Below are 13,184 nucleotides of genomic sequence, written 5' to 3' on the forward strand. Positions count from 1 at the left end.
GGAGCGACACACGAGGTTCGAACTCGTGACCTCAACCTTGGCAAGGTTGCGCTCTACCAACTGAGCTAGTGTCGCATCAACAACGTTTCCGCTGTTTAGGGCTGCGAATTATAAGAGCATTTTTTTGTGATGCAAGTCCTTCCTTCAAAAAAACTTTATTTTTTTACTGAACGACGAAAAAGCAATCAAAAGCGATATAAATTACAACAATTTGGATCGCAACCTTAACAGTTAAATCTTGAAAATAGTACCTCGATAGTACTTAAGTTCTGCGATGGACTCACGAATGTCGTCCAAGGCCAAATGTGTTCCCTGTTTTGTGAACCCATTTAGCACCTCAGGTTGCCAGCGACGTGCTAGTTCTTTAAGAGTACTAACGTCAACATATCGGTAATGGAAGAACTCTTCCAACTCAGGCATATGCTTGTATAAAAAGCGGCGATCCTGCCCAATGCTGTTACCACATATTGGCGAAGCTCCTTTCGGCACCCATTTTTCTAAAAATTCAATGGTTTGTGCGACTGCGTCTTGTTCTGAGATTTGACTGTTTCGAACGCGCTCCACCAAACCGCTTGCCGTATGCGTATTAGTGCACCAGTCGTCCATTTTCACCAGTTCTTCTTCCGGCTGATGAATCGCTAACACTGGACCTTCAGCCAAAATATTTAGTTCGCTATCTGTGACAATAGAAGCAATTTCGATGATTTTGTGCGTTTCAGGATCAAGCCCTGTCATCTCTAAATCAACCCAAATTAGGTTTTGATCGCTAAAGGACATGGTTACGCCGCCTATTTGTTTATCGATAAAAGAGGTACTATACCTCAAAATACGAGAAACACGATACTCATACACGGAGCCAAGAGTACGGCTCAACCATTTGAGTAAATTCACATAAAGTACAGAATTGTGGCAAAGAAGAAAAAGTTAACCAAAGGTCAGGTGCGACGCGTACGTAGCAACCAACAAAAGCGTTTGAAGAAGCAAGAAGAGTCCATCCAGTGGGATGAAAACATGCTAGGCGCCAGCAAGCAAGGTCTCGTGATCACTCGTTTTGGTCAGCACGCGGACATTGAAGACCTTGAAACAGGCGAAATTCAACGCTGTAACCTCCGCCGTGGTATTGAGTCTCTAGTATCTGGCGATCGTGTTTTATGGCGCGAAGGATTGGAGTCTATGGCGGGCATCTCTGGTGTTGTTGAAGCGGTAGAACCTCGCTCTTCAGTGCTCACTCGTCCAGATTATTACGATGGCCTAAAACCCGTTGCAGCCAATATTGATCAAATGGTCATTGTCTCTTCGGTATTACCAGAGCTATCGCTAAATATTATTGACCGCTATCTCGTTGCATCAGAAACACTGAATATTGCGCCATTGTTGGTCTTAAATAAGGTCGACCTTCTAGAAGCCGATGATCGTGCAATGTATGAAGAATGGCTCAAAGAATATGAACGTATTGGCTATAAAGTGCTTCTGGTCAGCAAGAAGTCTGGAGAAGGCATTGCTGAACTAGAAACCCTGCTGCGTGACCGAATTAATATCTTTGTTGGTCAATCAGGCGTAGGGAAATCCAGCTTAGTCAACGCGTTAATGCCGGAACTAGAGAGCGAAGTGGAAGAAGGCGAAGTCTCTGAGAACTCTGGCTTGGGCCAACACACCACGACGGCTGCACGTTTATACCACATTCCAACGGGTGGCGATTTGATCGACTCACCTGGAGTACGTGAATTTGGTCTTTGGCATTTGGAAGCAGAAGAAGTAACAAAAGCATTCATTGAATTTCGACCATATTTAGGTGGTTGCAAGTTCCGAGATTGTAAACACAATGATGACCCAGGCTGCCTTCTACGTGAAGCTGTCGAGAACGGGGAAATTAACGAAACTCGCTTTGAAAACTATCATCGCATTTTGGAAAGCATGGTTGAAAATAAAGCAAATCGTCAGTATTCACGTAATAAAAAAGCCGATCTGTAATTGAGTTAAGGCTGTAACTGTGTAAAAAGTCTTCACCTAATACTGACAAGCAAATTAAATTTCAGTAACATCACGCGCCCTAAAGCGCGAATCTAACAGAAGTATCGGAATTAAAGATGGACAAGTTTAAAGTTGGACTGCAGTACTGGATCCCACAACACGGCCTCACTCGCCTAATGGGTAAACTGGCTTCAGCAAAAGCTGGCGGTCTAACAACAGCAGTTATTCGTTGGTTTATCAAACAATACAATGTGAATATGGATGAGGCAAAGCACTCAGATCCTAAGCATTTTAAAACGTTCAACGAGTTTTTCGTTCGTGAGCTAAAAGAAGGCGCACGCCCAATTTCTGAAGGCGAAAACGTCATCACTCATCCAGCCGACGCTTGTGTTAGCCAGTTTGGCCCTATTGAAGATGGTCAACTTATCCAAGCAAAAGGTCATCACTTCTCAGCACAAGAATTGCTGGGCGGTGACGCGAATTTAGCGGACGAATTTAAAGATGGTTCTTTTGCCACATTGTATCTATCTCCGCGCGATTACCACCGTGTACACATGCCATGTGACGGCACTCTGCGCCAAATGATTTACGTACCAGGTGACCTGTTCTCAGTAAACCCTCTGACAGCAGAAAACGTACCGAACCTATTTGCACGTAACGAGCGTGTGGTGTGTATCTTCGATACTGAGTTTGGTCCAATGGCACAGGTGCTTGTTGGTGCGACAATTGTTGGTAGCATTGAGCAAGTATGGGCTGGCACGATCACTCCGCCTCGTGGAAACACTGTCTACAAATGGGATTACCCAGCAGAGGGTGACAAGGCCGTGATCTTGAAAAAAGGTGAAGAGATGGGCCGCTTCAAACTGGGTTCTACTGTTATTAACCTGTTTGCCAAAGACGCGATTGAGTTTGACGCAAGCATGGAAAACGGTAAGCCAACCGTTATGGGCACACCTTACGCCTTGAAAAAATAAGTAAAACACCGTTAAAGAGCCCTTTATTAAGGGCTCTTTTTATTGATAAAAAGCAAAACTCCGTTCGAAATTTAGCCTCTATTTCTCAAACTCATACCTGCCTCTAAGACCCTCATTCCACAATCAATTATCCTGCGCTTAGAATGAATATTTAGAGGGGCAGCCAATGCCAAAGATGAGTGTAAACACGTTGGCGAAATTGCTGGTGTGCTTTTTAATTCCGCTCGGTGTTTTGATGATGCCGATCGATGCTATTCCTATTAACGATCTCACTTTAATTCAGCATCGCCTGTTGGCTATTTTTCTTCTTGCTGCCCTACTTTGGGTTCTCGAGCCGGTTCCCGTTTTTGCTACGTCCATTCTTATTATCGCTCTTGAACTGATCATGATATCGGATAAAGGTTTGCATCTATTTCGCAATCCACCAGCGGGGCATGATTTAGGAGAGTTAATTGCTTACACCGATATTTTCTCGGCCTTCTCTTCACCGATCATTATTCTTTTTATGGGTGGTTTTGCTCTTGCGATTGCGGCTTCCAAATACGAGCTCGACAACAACCTCGCCCGAGTACTATTAAAACCATTCGGCACCCAACCTAAGTTCATCATGCTGGGCTTGATGTTAATTACCGCCGTTTTTTCAATGTTTATGTCCAATACTGCCACGACCGTGATGATGCTAGCCCTGCTTGGCCCCATCGTCGCTTCAGCACCTAAAGGGGATTTAGGCATTAAAGCACTGGTGTTGTGTATTCCAATTGCCGCGAATACAGGCGGCATTGCGACTCCGATAGGCACGCCACCTAATGCGATAGCGCTTCAATATCTCACTGGAGAAAACGCGATAGACTTCCTATCGTGGATGACAATGGGTCTACCATTTGTGTTGGTACAACTCACTGTAGCTTGGTTCTTGTTGCAAAAGCTGTTTCCGTCTAGCGAACCAGAAATGAAACTAAAGCTAGATGGTACATTCAAAAGGAGCTGGCGTGCGATCGTCGTCTACATCACTTTTGCACTAACCATTTTGCTTTGGATGACAACGAAAGTGCATGGCATGAATACATATGTTGTCGCGATTATCCCACTAGCAGTGTTCACGTTAACGGGCATTATGGGAAAAGAAGAGCTCAAGCTGATTAACTGGGATGTTTTATGGCTAGTTGCCGGTGGTATAGCAATTGGCATTGCCTTAGACAAAACGGGCTTAGCCGAAGCATTAGCGCACGCCATTGATTACAGCCTGCTATCACCATTTGCCGTTGTTTTAGCCCTATCGGTAGTGTGCTGGTTAATGGCGAACTTTATGTCTAATACCGCAACGGCAAACTTATTGATGCCTATTGCTGCCGCTATTGGTACATCCATGCCAAGCCTTATTGCGGTTGGTGGCCTACAAGGTTTACTGGTTGTCGTCGCCTTCTCCGCATCACTTGGCATGATCTTACCGGTTTCCACACCACCAAACTCTTTGGCTTATTCAACAGGCCTCATCGAGAGCAAAGACATGGCGAAAGTAGGCCTGATTCTCGGTTTGATTGGTCTACTTATCGTGTATGGCGCAGTTTTGGTACTGTTTTAATCGAAGAGCTCCATGAAAAAGCGTGTTATCATGGAGCTGCTCTCCAGCTACTGCCCTTACAGAGCGGCTTTTACATCCCATAAATTTCGTGCATATTAAGACTCCTCTACTCTACAAGGACGTCGACACATCATGGGTTACGAATGGCTTGCTTTATGCGCCGCTTTTCTGTGGGCAGTTTCTAGCCTAATTTCGGTCATTCCTGCACAACACCTAGGCGCATTTTCTTACAGCCGCTGGCGTATGGGCTGCACAGCCGTGATCTTATCAACAATGGCCTGGATAACTGGCGGCTGGTTAACGGTTTCTTGGGAACATGTAACGCCAATGATGGCCTCAGGACTGATTGGTATTTTTATTGGCGATACCGCTCTATTCGCGTGTTTGAATCGTATGGGGCCAAGACAAGCCGGGTTACTCTTCTCTTGCCACGCCGTGTTCTCTGCCATCTTGGGCTACTTCTTATTTAGCGAAGTCATGACCACAATAGAACTACTGGGCGCATCATTGGTATTTAGCGGCGTGGTGATGGCGATATTCTTTGGCCGAAGAGGTCAAGTGAATAACGTCTTGGAAGACATTAAAGGTAACATCTGGGTAGGTATTGGACTTGGCTTAACCGCAGCAATGTGCCAAGCATTGGGAGGCATTATCGCCAAGCCAGTAATGCAAACCAGTATTGACCCAGTTGCGGCTTCTGCTATTCGAATGATCAGTGCCTTTTTCGCCCACAGCATGTTGTTAGTTCTAGGGGTCAAAGTCGCTCGCTCGACGCAACACATTACTTGGCGCGTATTTGGTATTACTGCCCTTAATGGTTTCTTGGCGATGGCCGTCGGCATGACGCTAATCTTATACGCACTGCAAGAAGGAAATGTAGGTATGGTTGCACTTCTATCTTCAACCACGCCAATTATGTTGCTACCACTGCTCTGGATTTACACTAAACGCCGACCAAACCGATTTGCATGGTTGGGCGCAGCCCTAGCTGTGATTGGTGCTGGCATTTTGGTTCAGTAACCTTACAGACCAGCCCTTACTGCCAGATACAAAAAAGCCCGAGTTTAAACTCGGGCTTTTGTCATTCGGAGCCGTTAGTTAATTATTTAACTAGTACTTCACCCGTCATTTCTGCTGGGATTTCTAGACCAGCTAGAGAAAGCATGGTTGGTGCAAGGTCAGACAGTTTACCGCCTTCTTTGAATTCAACCGCTTTGTCACCTACATAGATTAGAGGTACTGGTAGGTTAGTATGAGCAGTGTGGATGCCGCCAGTTTCAGGGTCGATCATCATTTCTGCGTTACCGTGGTCCGCAGTGATCAATAGTTGACCGCCAACTTCTTTGATTGCTTCAACCACTTTACCCACACTTTCATCTAGAGCTTCGATTGCTTTCTCAGCCGCTTCATAAACGCCAGTGTGACCAACCATATCTGCGTTCGGGTAGTTACAGATGATGGTATCGAACTTACCAGACTTGATAGCCGCAACCATCTTATCTGTTAGTTCTGGAGAGCTCATTTCAGGCTGCATGTCGTACGTTGCAACTTTTGGTGAAGCAACCAATTGACGCTCTTCGCCTTCAAATTCGTTCTCAACACCACCGTTGAAGAAGAAAGTCACGTGTGCGTATTTCTCTGTTTCAGAGATACGTAGCTGAGTTTGACCTTGTTTAGATAGCCACTCACCGTAAGTGTTTTCTAGAGACGCAGGTGGGAATGCGATAGCTAGAGGGATATCAGCCGCGTATTGAGTCAGCATCACAAAGTTGATTGCTGGGAATACTGCACGCTCAAAGCCGTCAAACGCAGGAACGAATGCACGAGTGATTTGACGTGCACGGTCAGCACGGTAGTTCATGAAGATAACCGCATCACCATCTTGCATGATTGCGTCTTCTTGACCTTCCGCTTTGATAGCTGTTGCTTTAACGAATTCGTCGTTTTCTTCACGAGCGTAAGCCGCTTCTAGACCTGCAACTGCCGTTTCTGCTGTGAACTCAGCTTTAGCTTGAGTTAGAAGATCGTAAGCAACTTGGACGCGATCCCAGTTGTTGTCACGGTCCATTGCGTAGTAACGACCTACTAGAGAAGCAACGCGGCCTTTACCTAGTTTCGCAAATAGGTCTTGGAAACGTTGTAGTGAGTTTTCAGCACTACGTGGTGGTGTGTCACGGCCGTCTAGGAAGCAGTGTAGGTAGATTTTCTCTGCGCCACGCGCCGCTGCCATTTCAACTGCAGCGTAAATGTGGTCTTCGTGAGAGTGAACACCGCCTGGAGACATCAGGCCCATGATGTGTACTGCTTTTTCAGCTTTCACAGCAGAGTCGATTGCTTCAACTAGCGCAGGCGTTTGTTCGAACTCACCATCAGCAATTGATTTAGTGATACGAGTCAGGTCTTGGTATACAACGCGGCCTGCACCAATGTTAGTGTGACCAACTTCAGAGTTACCCATTTGACCATCAGGAAGGCCAACATCCATGCCTGAAGCAGAGATTAATGTGTGTGGGTTATTCGCAATCAGAGCATCCATTACTGGTGTTTTCGCATTCGCAATTGCGTTACTTGCTGTGTCTTCACGGTAACCGTAACCGTCAAGGATAACTAGAGCCAGTGGCTTCTTAGCTGACATAGTGATGACCTCATCAAATTTAAGTAACTTTTGGCGTAGGGCCTCGCTGCCCTATCTAACCTTGAAACAAAACTAGCGTAATTTTACTACACTTTTTAACCAAAACTGTAGGTTAAGATCAAATAATGTTTGCGATTTATTGTTGCTATCTTACAAGTTAAGCGAACAACGAGTCAGTGCCGACAATCGTGTTCCACAAGCATAGTCATTTCTAATACGCTTTGTACACCCCAGTCTAAGTTCGGTTTTCTTACGCTTCTCATTCTTATTTTTGCACTTGAAACAGCGCTCATTTAAAGCAACATCAAACAAGATGGGTTAATACCTATTGTTCTCTTTTCTCAGTAAAACAGAAGTCACTTAAACCGATAAGTCCAATAGGCAAAAGCAATCAAGCTACCAGAGCAAAATGTACGGATAGTAAGGGCATAAAGGGTTTATAGAGATCTCAATTATTCGTTAGAAAATTTTAACCCTCTCGCCTAAGAGCCGTAACCTCGCTATACTCCTGCTTTATTTTTCCGCCAACAGCGTAAGAGCTCAAGACATGCAAGAGTACATTGAATTTTTCCAACAGAACATGATTCTATCTTTGGTTTGGGTAGGTCTTCTTGTCGCCTTTATCATGAACATCGTGAAGTCAGCGACAGCCGCATACAAAGAAATCAACGTAAACCAACTGACTCATCTTATGAACCGTGAAAACGGCGTTGTAGTGGATATCCGTACCAAGGACGAGTTCAAAAAAGGTCATATCACCGACTCACTTCACATTTTACCGTCAGACATCAAAGCGGGTAACTTGGGTAGCCTTGAAAACCACAAATCAGACCCAATCATTGTGGTATGCAAGACAGGACAGACCGCTCAAGAAAGCGCAAACCTATTAGTAAAAGCTGGCTTCGAAAAAGTGAGCCTACTAAAAAATGGTTTGATTGCGTGGAACGAAGCGAACCTGCCGTTAGTTCGCGGTAAAAAGTAGGAACGTGGCAAGAACGAAAGTTCGCGTTTAAACGCGCTTTTACCAAGCCTCGCGGACAAAAAACTGAGCAAATTGAAAGCAGTTGGAGCACTAAGTTGTGACGCTTTGCACGTAATACACGCTTCATCTAGTCAAGGTAGATTGGCTCAGTTAGTCTCAGGACATACCAGTTTTCTGAGCTTAGACGTTTCTAGGCTCAACAAATATTGATTTAAGGATTAAAAAATGGCTGAAGCAGCACCTCAAGACGCACAACAAAACTTCGCAATTCAACGCATCTTCCTAAAAGACGTTTCTTTTGAAGCGCCGAACTCTCCAGTAATTTTCCAGAAAGAGTGGAACCCAGACGTTAAACTAGACCTAGACACTCAAAGCCGTGAGCTTGGTGAAGGCGTTTACGAAGTTGTTCTACGCCTAACCGTTACTGTGAAGAACGAAGAAGAGACTGCGTTCCTATGTGAAGTTCAACAAGGTGGTATCTTCACTGCTGAACAAATGGAAGCTGGTCAACTTGCACATTGCCTAGGCGCATTCTGCCCGAACATCCTATTCCCATACGCTCGTGAAACTATCTCAAGCCTAGTCGTTAAAGGTACGTTCCCTCAACTGAACCTAGCGCCAGTAAACTTTGACGCGCTATTCATGAACTACCTACAACAGCAAGCTCAACAAGGCGAAGCTGAAGCGTAATTCACGTTTTATAAGTGACGAATAGCCACAGTGCTGACGTCACCGACTCAAATAAAATGCACAGAGCGTCTACCATTCGATGCAATGTGCATTTTTTATTTCTGACAAAAGTTCCTAGTTCCTAATCGTCAGAAGGCGTAAAATTTGACGATTAGGAACTAGATTCTACTAGTAGCAAGACAATTAGGCGGTAGCATGACACAAGCAAATACAAACAATGCTTACGGTAAAGACATCGCAATGACTGTGATTGGCGCAGGCTCATACGGCACCTCTTTGGCAATCTCACTCGCTCGTAACGGCGCGAACGTTGTCCTTTGGGGACACGAGCCAGAGCACATGGCTCGCCTAGAAGCAGACCGAGCTAACCATGCCTTCTTACCAGGTGTTGATTTCCCTGAAAGCTTGATCATTGAATCGGATTTAGAAAAAGCCGTTCAAGCAAGCCGAGATTTGTTGGTTGTGGTTCCAAGCCATGTCTTTGGCATCGTGCTAAACAGCTGTAAACCATTCTTGCGCGAAGACTCTCGCATCTGTTGGGCAACCAAAGGGCTTGAACCTGAAACGGGGCGCCTACTGAAAGACGTTGCTTATGACATTATCGGTGAAAACTACTCACTAGCAGTATTGTCTGGCCCAACGTTTGCGAAAGAGCTCGCAATGGGTATGCCGACTGCAATTTCAGTTGCGTCTCCAGATTCTGAATTTGTTGCGGATCTACAAGAAAAAATCCACTGTAGCAAAACCTTCCGCGTATATGCCAATAGTGACTTTATTGGTATGCAATTGGGCGGCGCTGTGAAAAACGTTATTGCGATTGGTGCGGGTATGTCTGATGGTATTGGTTTTGGCGCCAACGCCCGTACTGCATTAATTACTCGTGGCTTGGCTGAAATGAGTCGCCTTGGTGCTGCGCTGGGTGCACAGCCAGAAACCTTTATGGGCATGGCAGGTTTAGGCGATCTTGTCCTGACATGTACCGATAACCAATCACGTAACCGACGCTTTGGCTTGGCATTAGGCCAAGGTAAAGACGTTGATACGGCTCAAGAAGAAATTGGCCAAGTGGTTGAGGGTTACCGCAATACAAAAGAAGTATGGCTACTCTCTCAACGTATGGGTGTTGAGATGCCGATAGTTGATCAAATTTATCAAGTATTGTATCAAGGAAAAGATGCGCGCTTAGCAGCGCAAGATTTACTTGCTCGTGACAAAAAAGCCGAAGGAAAGTAGCAATCTACCGCCCTTTGCAGCTCATCTGAGAAAAATTGAAGTTGTCGGGTCACGGAAGAACCACTCTGGATATTGAGAATGAAACACTGCGAAAAACAAAAAGTCTGGAACAAAATTGTCTCAGAAGCCCGTGAAATGTCAGAACAAGAGCCTATGCTGGCGAGCTTCTATCATGCCACCATTATCAAGCATGAAAGTTTGTGTGCCGCTCTGAGTTATATTCTGGCTAACAAATTGAACACCGCTTCCATGCCAGCGATGGCTGTGCGTGAAGTGGTTGAAGAAGCCTTTGCAGCTGATCCAACCATCACTGACGGCGCGGCTTGTGATATTTGTGCCACGGTCAATCGCGACCCTGCTGTTTCAATGTACTCAATGCCATTGCTGTACCTAAAAGGCTATCACGCACTGCAAGGCTACCGAGTAGCAAACTGGCTGTGGAAGCAAGGTCGTCACGCTCTTGCGACTTACCTACAAAATCAGATTTCGGTAGCATGTCAGGTCGATATTCACCCTGCAGCGCGCATTGGTAGTGGTATCATGCTCGACCATGCAACAGGCATCGTGATTGGTGAAACTGCCGTGGTCGAAAACGACGTGTCTATACTGCAAGATGTCACCCTTGGTGGTACTGGTAAAGAATGCGGTGATCGTCACCCGAAAATTCGCGAGGGTGTGATGATCGGAGCTGGTGCAAAGATTCTTGGCAATATCGAAGTCGGTGAAGGCGCGAAAATCGGATCTTGCTCTGTGGTATTGCAAGCCGTGCCTCCTCACACAACGGTGGCTGGCGTGCCTGCAAAAATCGTCGGACGTCCAAAAACGGACAAACCCTCTCTCGATATGGATCAAGGCTTTAACGGCAAGTCGCAAAGCTTTATCCATGGAGATGGTATTTAATCGTCAACAAACCTTTTTGACAACAACGTGGTAGGTAACTCTCAAGTGCGAAAACAAAATCACCCTGTTCTACGCTCGGCTATTTTATTAACTTGTGCTTTATCTGCCACTTATCCCATTACCTCCTCTGCTGTGAGTCAGCAAGAGCTCAAAGGCGTATCCAGTGAGATAAGCCGCCAGCGCAAATCGCTCTCTTCCCAAGAAAAGCAGCTCAATGAGTTACAGAAGTCACTAAAAGATCAAGAGCTTGGAATTTCTAAGCTTGAGCGTGAAATACGACAAACCAAGTCTAATCTCGCGCAAGCAGACAAAAACATAGAAAACCTGGAAGAGAAAATTGCCTTGCAAGAAGCACAGCGTCAAGAGCAAGAAGAAGAACTCAAACAGCTACTGCAAACGTATTACGTAACCGAGCGAGCGAAAGCCAATGGTCACTTGTTAAATCAAGGTGTGGAAGAAGACCGCATGAGCCAATACTTCCAGCATTTAGCTAAAGCACGTGCTGAAGTGATTGATGCGATCACCAAAATAACCCAAGAATTAGCGCACAACAAAAACCAACTCGAGCTAGAAAAAGAGCAAATCGAGACTCTGCTCAAGCAGCAATCCGAAAAACGTACAGCGCTAGCGAGTACACAATCCAAGCGTAAGCAAACCCTGAATAAAATTCAGAGCAGTATCAAGAATGACAAACGCTACTTAGCCGAGCTGCAACGCAACGAAACCCGTTTAAAAGCAGAGATCGCCAAAGCAGCGAAGCGTAATGCGGTGCCAATGGACGGACTCGGCAAACAGCGCGGTAAGTTGCCTTGGCCACTCAAAGGCAGTGTGTTACACAACTTTGGTACGCGACAAACCGGGCAGGTAAACTGGAAGGGCATGGTGCTGTCTGCCAACTATGGTCAACAAGTGAAAGCCGTTTATCCCGGAACTGTCGTATTTGCGGAGTATCTGCGCGGATACGGTTTAGTGGTACTGCTCGACCACGGCAAAGGTGACATGACCCTCTATGGTTACAACCAAGCCTTAACTAAAAAAGAAGGCGACCGAGTCACCGCAGGCGAAGTGATTGCTCTCGCGGGTGATACGGGCGGTCAAGACAGGCCATCGCTGTACTTCGAAATTCGTCGTAATAGTGAAGCGCAGAATCCGAAATCTTGGTTAAAGCGCTGATTATCTGACTTATTGACTTGTCATAAAAAAGGAGCCACTCGGCTCCTTTGTTGTATTCATGTTTTGGAAAACGCTATGCGTAGTAGGTTTCTACCGCATCAATAAAAGCATTCACATCATCTTTGCTTAACGCGTTGATTCCTGCCGCCGCCTCTCGCCCCCCACCTGTCGGGAACTGACCACACACGGCAACGGCACCTTGTTTATTGTTTAATGGGGCACGGAGTGAAACCGTATAAGTCCCATCTGAATTTTCAGTAAGTACCGCATGCGCAGAGTCAGGGGTTTGGTTTGCTAGCCAGTTGCCATAAACACCACTGATTCGGCGTGATGCCGCCGTGTTTGGTAACTCAAACAACTTCAGCTTACCGCTCTCATGCATGGCAGGCACTGCGAGAGCCGCCTCCATGTCTTGTTGGTAAGCCGATTGCAATTGGTAGTATGGCGAGGCCGTATCTTCAATAGCTTCAAATGGTGACGTGTACTTCAGCAAAGCTCGGTACAGCTCCGCAGGGTGAAAGTGTAAATCTTCGACCTTCGATCCGTAGCCGTTGTAGTTAATTAAAGTACCCAGCTCTTTTAGCTGCTCTTTCTGTTGCTGCAACAAGCCCGCGTTATTCGCTAACTCATCGGCTTTAGCAATCATGTTATCGCCATAAGCCGCCGTAATCGCCCAGTCATGAAAACGCCCATCAAGCAACTTATCGACAATCAACGCCGTGCACATGTTGGCATCGAGATCGATGTGCGCATCCAAATTACCATGCTGAGGAATGTCGCCCGCTTTGTGATGATCGGCGTAAAAGACGTGCGCGCCTTGAGCCAAAGCTTGCTCTAGACCTGCCATGTTCTTTTCCATCGAAATGTCTAACACAGTCAGCTCATCACCCGCTTGCACGTCTACTTTTTCCACCAGCTTGATGTCGCGCTTTACACCGGTTATTAACTGGGCATCGACAGGATCAGCCAAACGCAATTGTAGAAGAGCAATGATGCCATCAGCATCACCATTAAAAATGTCGTAATTCATGGGGCGATAGTTCC

Annotated in this window: 12 protein-coding genes and 1 tRNA gene; 9 read left to right on the forward strand and 4 right to left on the reverse strand. The window is 45.9% G+C overall.

Annotated elements, in window-relative coordinates:
- Window positions 1-2: 2 nt before the first annotated feature.
- Window positions 3-75 (reverse strand) — tRNA-Gly (locus R7P72_RS19870).
- A 156-nt stretch (window positions 76-231) separates the two neighbouring features.
- Window positions 232-777: an oligoribonuclease gene (gene orn / locus R7P72_RS19875; protein WP_005381461.1), complete on the reverse strand. Its 546-nt coding sequence runs from the start codon at window positions 775-777 to the stop codon at window positions 232-234.
- Window positions 778-906: 129 nt separating this feature from the next.
- On the opposite strand from orn, the gene rsgA reads away from it, so the two are divergent.
- The 4 genes from rsgA to R7P72_RS19895 all read left to right on the forward strand — a co-directional run bounded on the left by rsgA (window position 907) and on the right by R7P72_RS19895 (window position 5,547).
- The gene (rsgA, locus tag R7P72_RS19880; protein ID WP_005381463.1) at window positions 907-1,971 is read left to right on the forward strand and encodes a small ribosomal subunit biogenesis GTPase RsgA; all 1,065 of its coding nucleotides are present in this window, start codon (window positions 907-909) and stop codon (window positions 1,969-1,971) included.
- Between the two features lie 116 nt (window positions 1,972-2,087).
- Window positions 2,088-2,945, forward strand: coding sequence for an archaetidylserine decarboxylase (asd, locus tag R7P72_RS19885; RefSeq protein ID WP_005381465.1), 858 nt, complete (start codon window positions 2,088-2,090; stop codon window positions 2,943-2,945).
- Between the two features lie 166 nt (window positions 2,946-3,111).
- The gene (locus tag R7P72_RS19890) at window positions 3,112-4,527 is read left to right on the forward strand and encodes an SLC13 family permease (protein ID WP_005381467.1); all 1,416 of its coding nucleotides are present in this window, start codon (window positions 3,112-3,114) and stop codon (window positions 4,525-4,527) included.
- Between the two features lie 132 nt (window positions 4,528-4,659).
- A complete protein-coding gene (locus R7P72_RS19895; RefSeq protein WP_005381469.1) occupies window positions 4,660-5,547 on the forward strand; it encodes a DMT family transporter in 888 nt (295 codons plus the stop codon).
- Window positions 5,548-5,629: 82 nt separating this feature from the next.
- Here the strand turns inward: R7P72_RS19895 and gpmM are convergent, their stop codons facing one another.
- Complete coding sequence (gene gpmM, locus R7P72_RS19900) at window positions 5,630-7,162, reverse strand: 2,3-bisphosphoglycerate-independent phosphoglycerate mutase (RefSeq protein WP_005381471.1); 1,533 nt, start codon at window positions 7,160-7,162, stop codon at window positions 5,630-5,632.
- Between the two features lie 547 nt (window positions 7,163-7,709).
- On the opposite strand from gpmM, the gene R7P72_RS19905 reads away from it, so the two are divergent.
- From R7P72_RS19905 to R7P72_RS19925, 5 genes are all read left to right on the forward strand, one after another.
- A complete protein-coding gene (locus R7P72_RS19905) occupies window positions 7,710-8,144 on the forward strand; it encodes a rhodanese-like domain-containing protein (RefSeq protein WP_005381472.1) in 435 nt (144 codons plus the stop codon).
- Window positions 8,145-8,369: 225 nt separating this feature from the next.
- Window positions 8,370-8,834 carry a protein-export chaperone SecB gene (gene secB / locus R7P72_RS19910; protein WP_005386410.1) on the forward strand — a complete coding sequence of 155 codons (465 nt, stop codon included), beginning with the start codon at window positions 8,370-8,372 and terminating at the stop codon, window positions 8,832-8,834.
- A 195-nt stretch (window positions 8,835-9,029) separates the two neighbouring features.
- On the forward strand, window positions 9,030-10,067 hold the full coding sequence (gene gpsA / locus R7P72_RS19915) for an NAD(P)H-dependent glycerol-3-phosphate dehydrogenase (RefSeq protein WP_005381474.1): 1,038 nt from the start codon (window positions 9,030-9,032) through the stop codon (window positions 10,065-10,067).
- Between the two features lie 78 nt (window positions 10,068-10,145).
- Window positions 10,146-10,967 (forward strand): serine O-acetyltransferase, encoded by an 822-nt coding sequence (gene cysE, locus R7P72_RS19920; RefSeq protein ID WP_005381475.1) that lies wholly within the window; start codon window positions 10,146-10,148, stop codon window positions 10,965-10,967.
- Window positions 10,968-10,994: 27 nt separating this feature from the next.
- The gene (locus R7P72_RS19925) at window positions 10,995-12,140 is read left to right on the forward strand and encodes a murein hydrolase activator EnvC family protein (RefSeq protein WP_005381476.1); all 1,146 of its coding nucleotides are present in this window, start codon (window positions 10,995-10,997) and stop codon (window positions 12,138-12,140) included.
- A 73-nt stretch (window positions 12,141-12,213) separates the two neighbouring features.
- Here R7P72_RS19925 and R7P72_RS19930 read toward each other — a convergent pair whose 3' ends face one another.
- On the reverse strand, window positions 12,214-13,170 hold the full coding sequence (locus R7P72_RS19930; protein WP_005381478.1) for an acetyltransferase: 957 nt from the start codon (window positions 13,168-13,170) through the stop codon (window positions 12,214-12,216).
- Window positions 13,171-13,184 lie beyond the last annotated feature (14 nt).

This window comes from Vibrio sp. Vb0888, assembly GCF_033338835.1.
GTDB classification, from domain to species: Bacteria; Pseudomonadota; Gammaproteobacteria; order Enterobacterales; family Vibrionaceae; genus Vibrio; species Vibrio alginolyticus.

What these genes read in the sequence shown, in the direction of transcription:
- asd (WP_005381465.1), top strand. Translation starts at nt 2,088, where the DNA reads ATGGACAAGTTTAAAGTTGGACTGCAGTACTGGATCCCACAACACGGC.
- gpmM (WP_005381471.1), bottom strand. Translation starts at nt 7,162, where the DNA reads ATGTCAGCTAAGAAGCCACTGGCTCTAGTTATCCTTGACGGTTACGGT.
- R7P72_RS19890 (WP_005381467.1), top strand. Translation starts at nt 3,112, where the DNA reads ATGCCAAAGATGAGTGTAAACACGTTGGCGAAATTGCTGGTGTGCTTT.
- R7P72_RS19930 (WP_005381478.1), bottom strand. Translation starts at nt 13,170, where the DNA reads ATGAATTACGACATTTTTAATGGTGATGCTGATGGCATCATTGCTCTT.
- cysE (WP_005381475.1), top strand. Translation starts at nt 10,146, where the DNA reads ATGAAACACTGCGAAAAACAAAAAGTCTGGAACAAAATTGTCTCAGAA.
- R7P72_RS19895 (WP_005381469.1), top strand. Translation starts at nt 4,660, where the DNA reads ATGGGTTACGAATGGCTTGCTTTATGCGCCGCTTTTCTGTGGGCAGTT.
- secB (WP_005386410.1), top strand. Translation starts at nt 8,370, where the DNA reads ATGGCTGAAGCAGCACCTCAAGACGCACAACAAAACTTCGCAATTCAA.
- gpsA (WP_005381474.1), top strand. Translation starts at nt 9,030, where the DNA reads ATGACACAAGCAAATACAAACAATGCTTACGGTAAAGACATCGCAATG.
- R7P72_RS19905 (WP_005381472.1), top strand. Translation starts at nt 7,710, where the DNA reads ATGCAAGAGTACATTGAATTTTTCCAACAGAACATGATTCTATCTTTG.
- orn (WP_005381461.1), bottom strand. Translation starts at nt 777, where the DNA reads ATGTCCTTTAGCGATCAAAACCTAATTTGGGTTGATTTAGAGATGACA.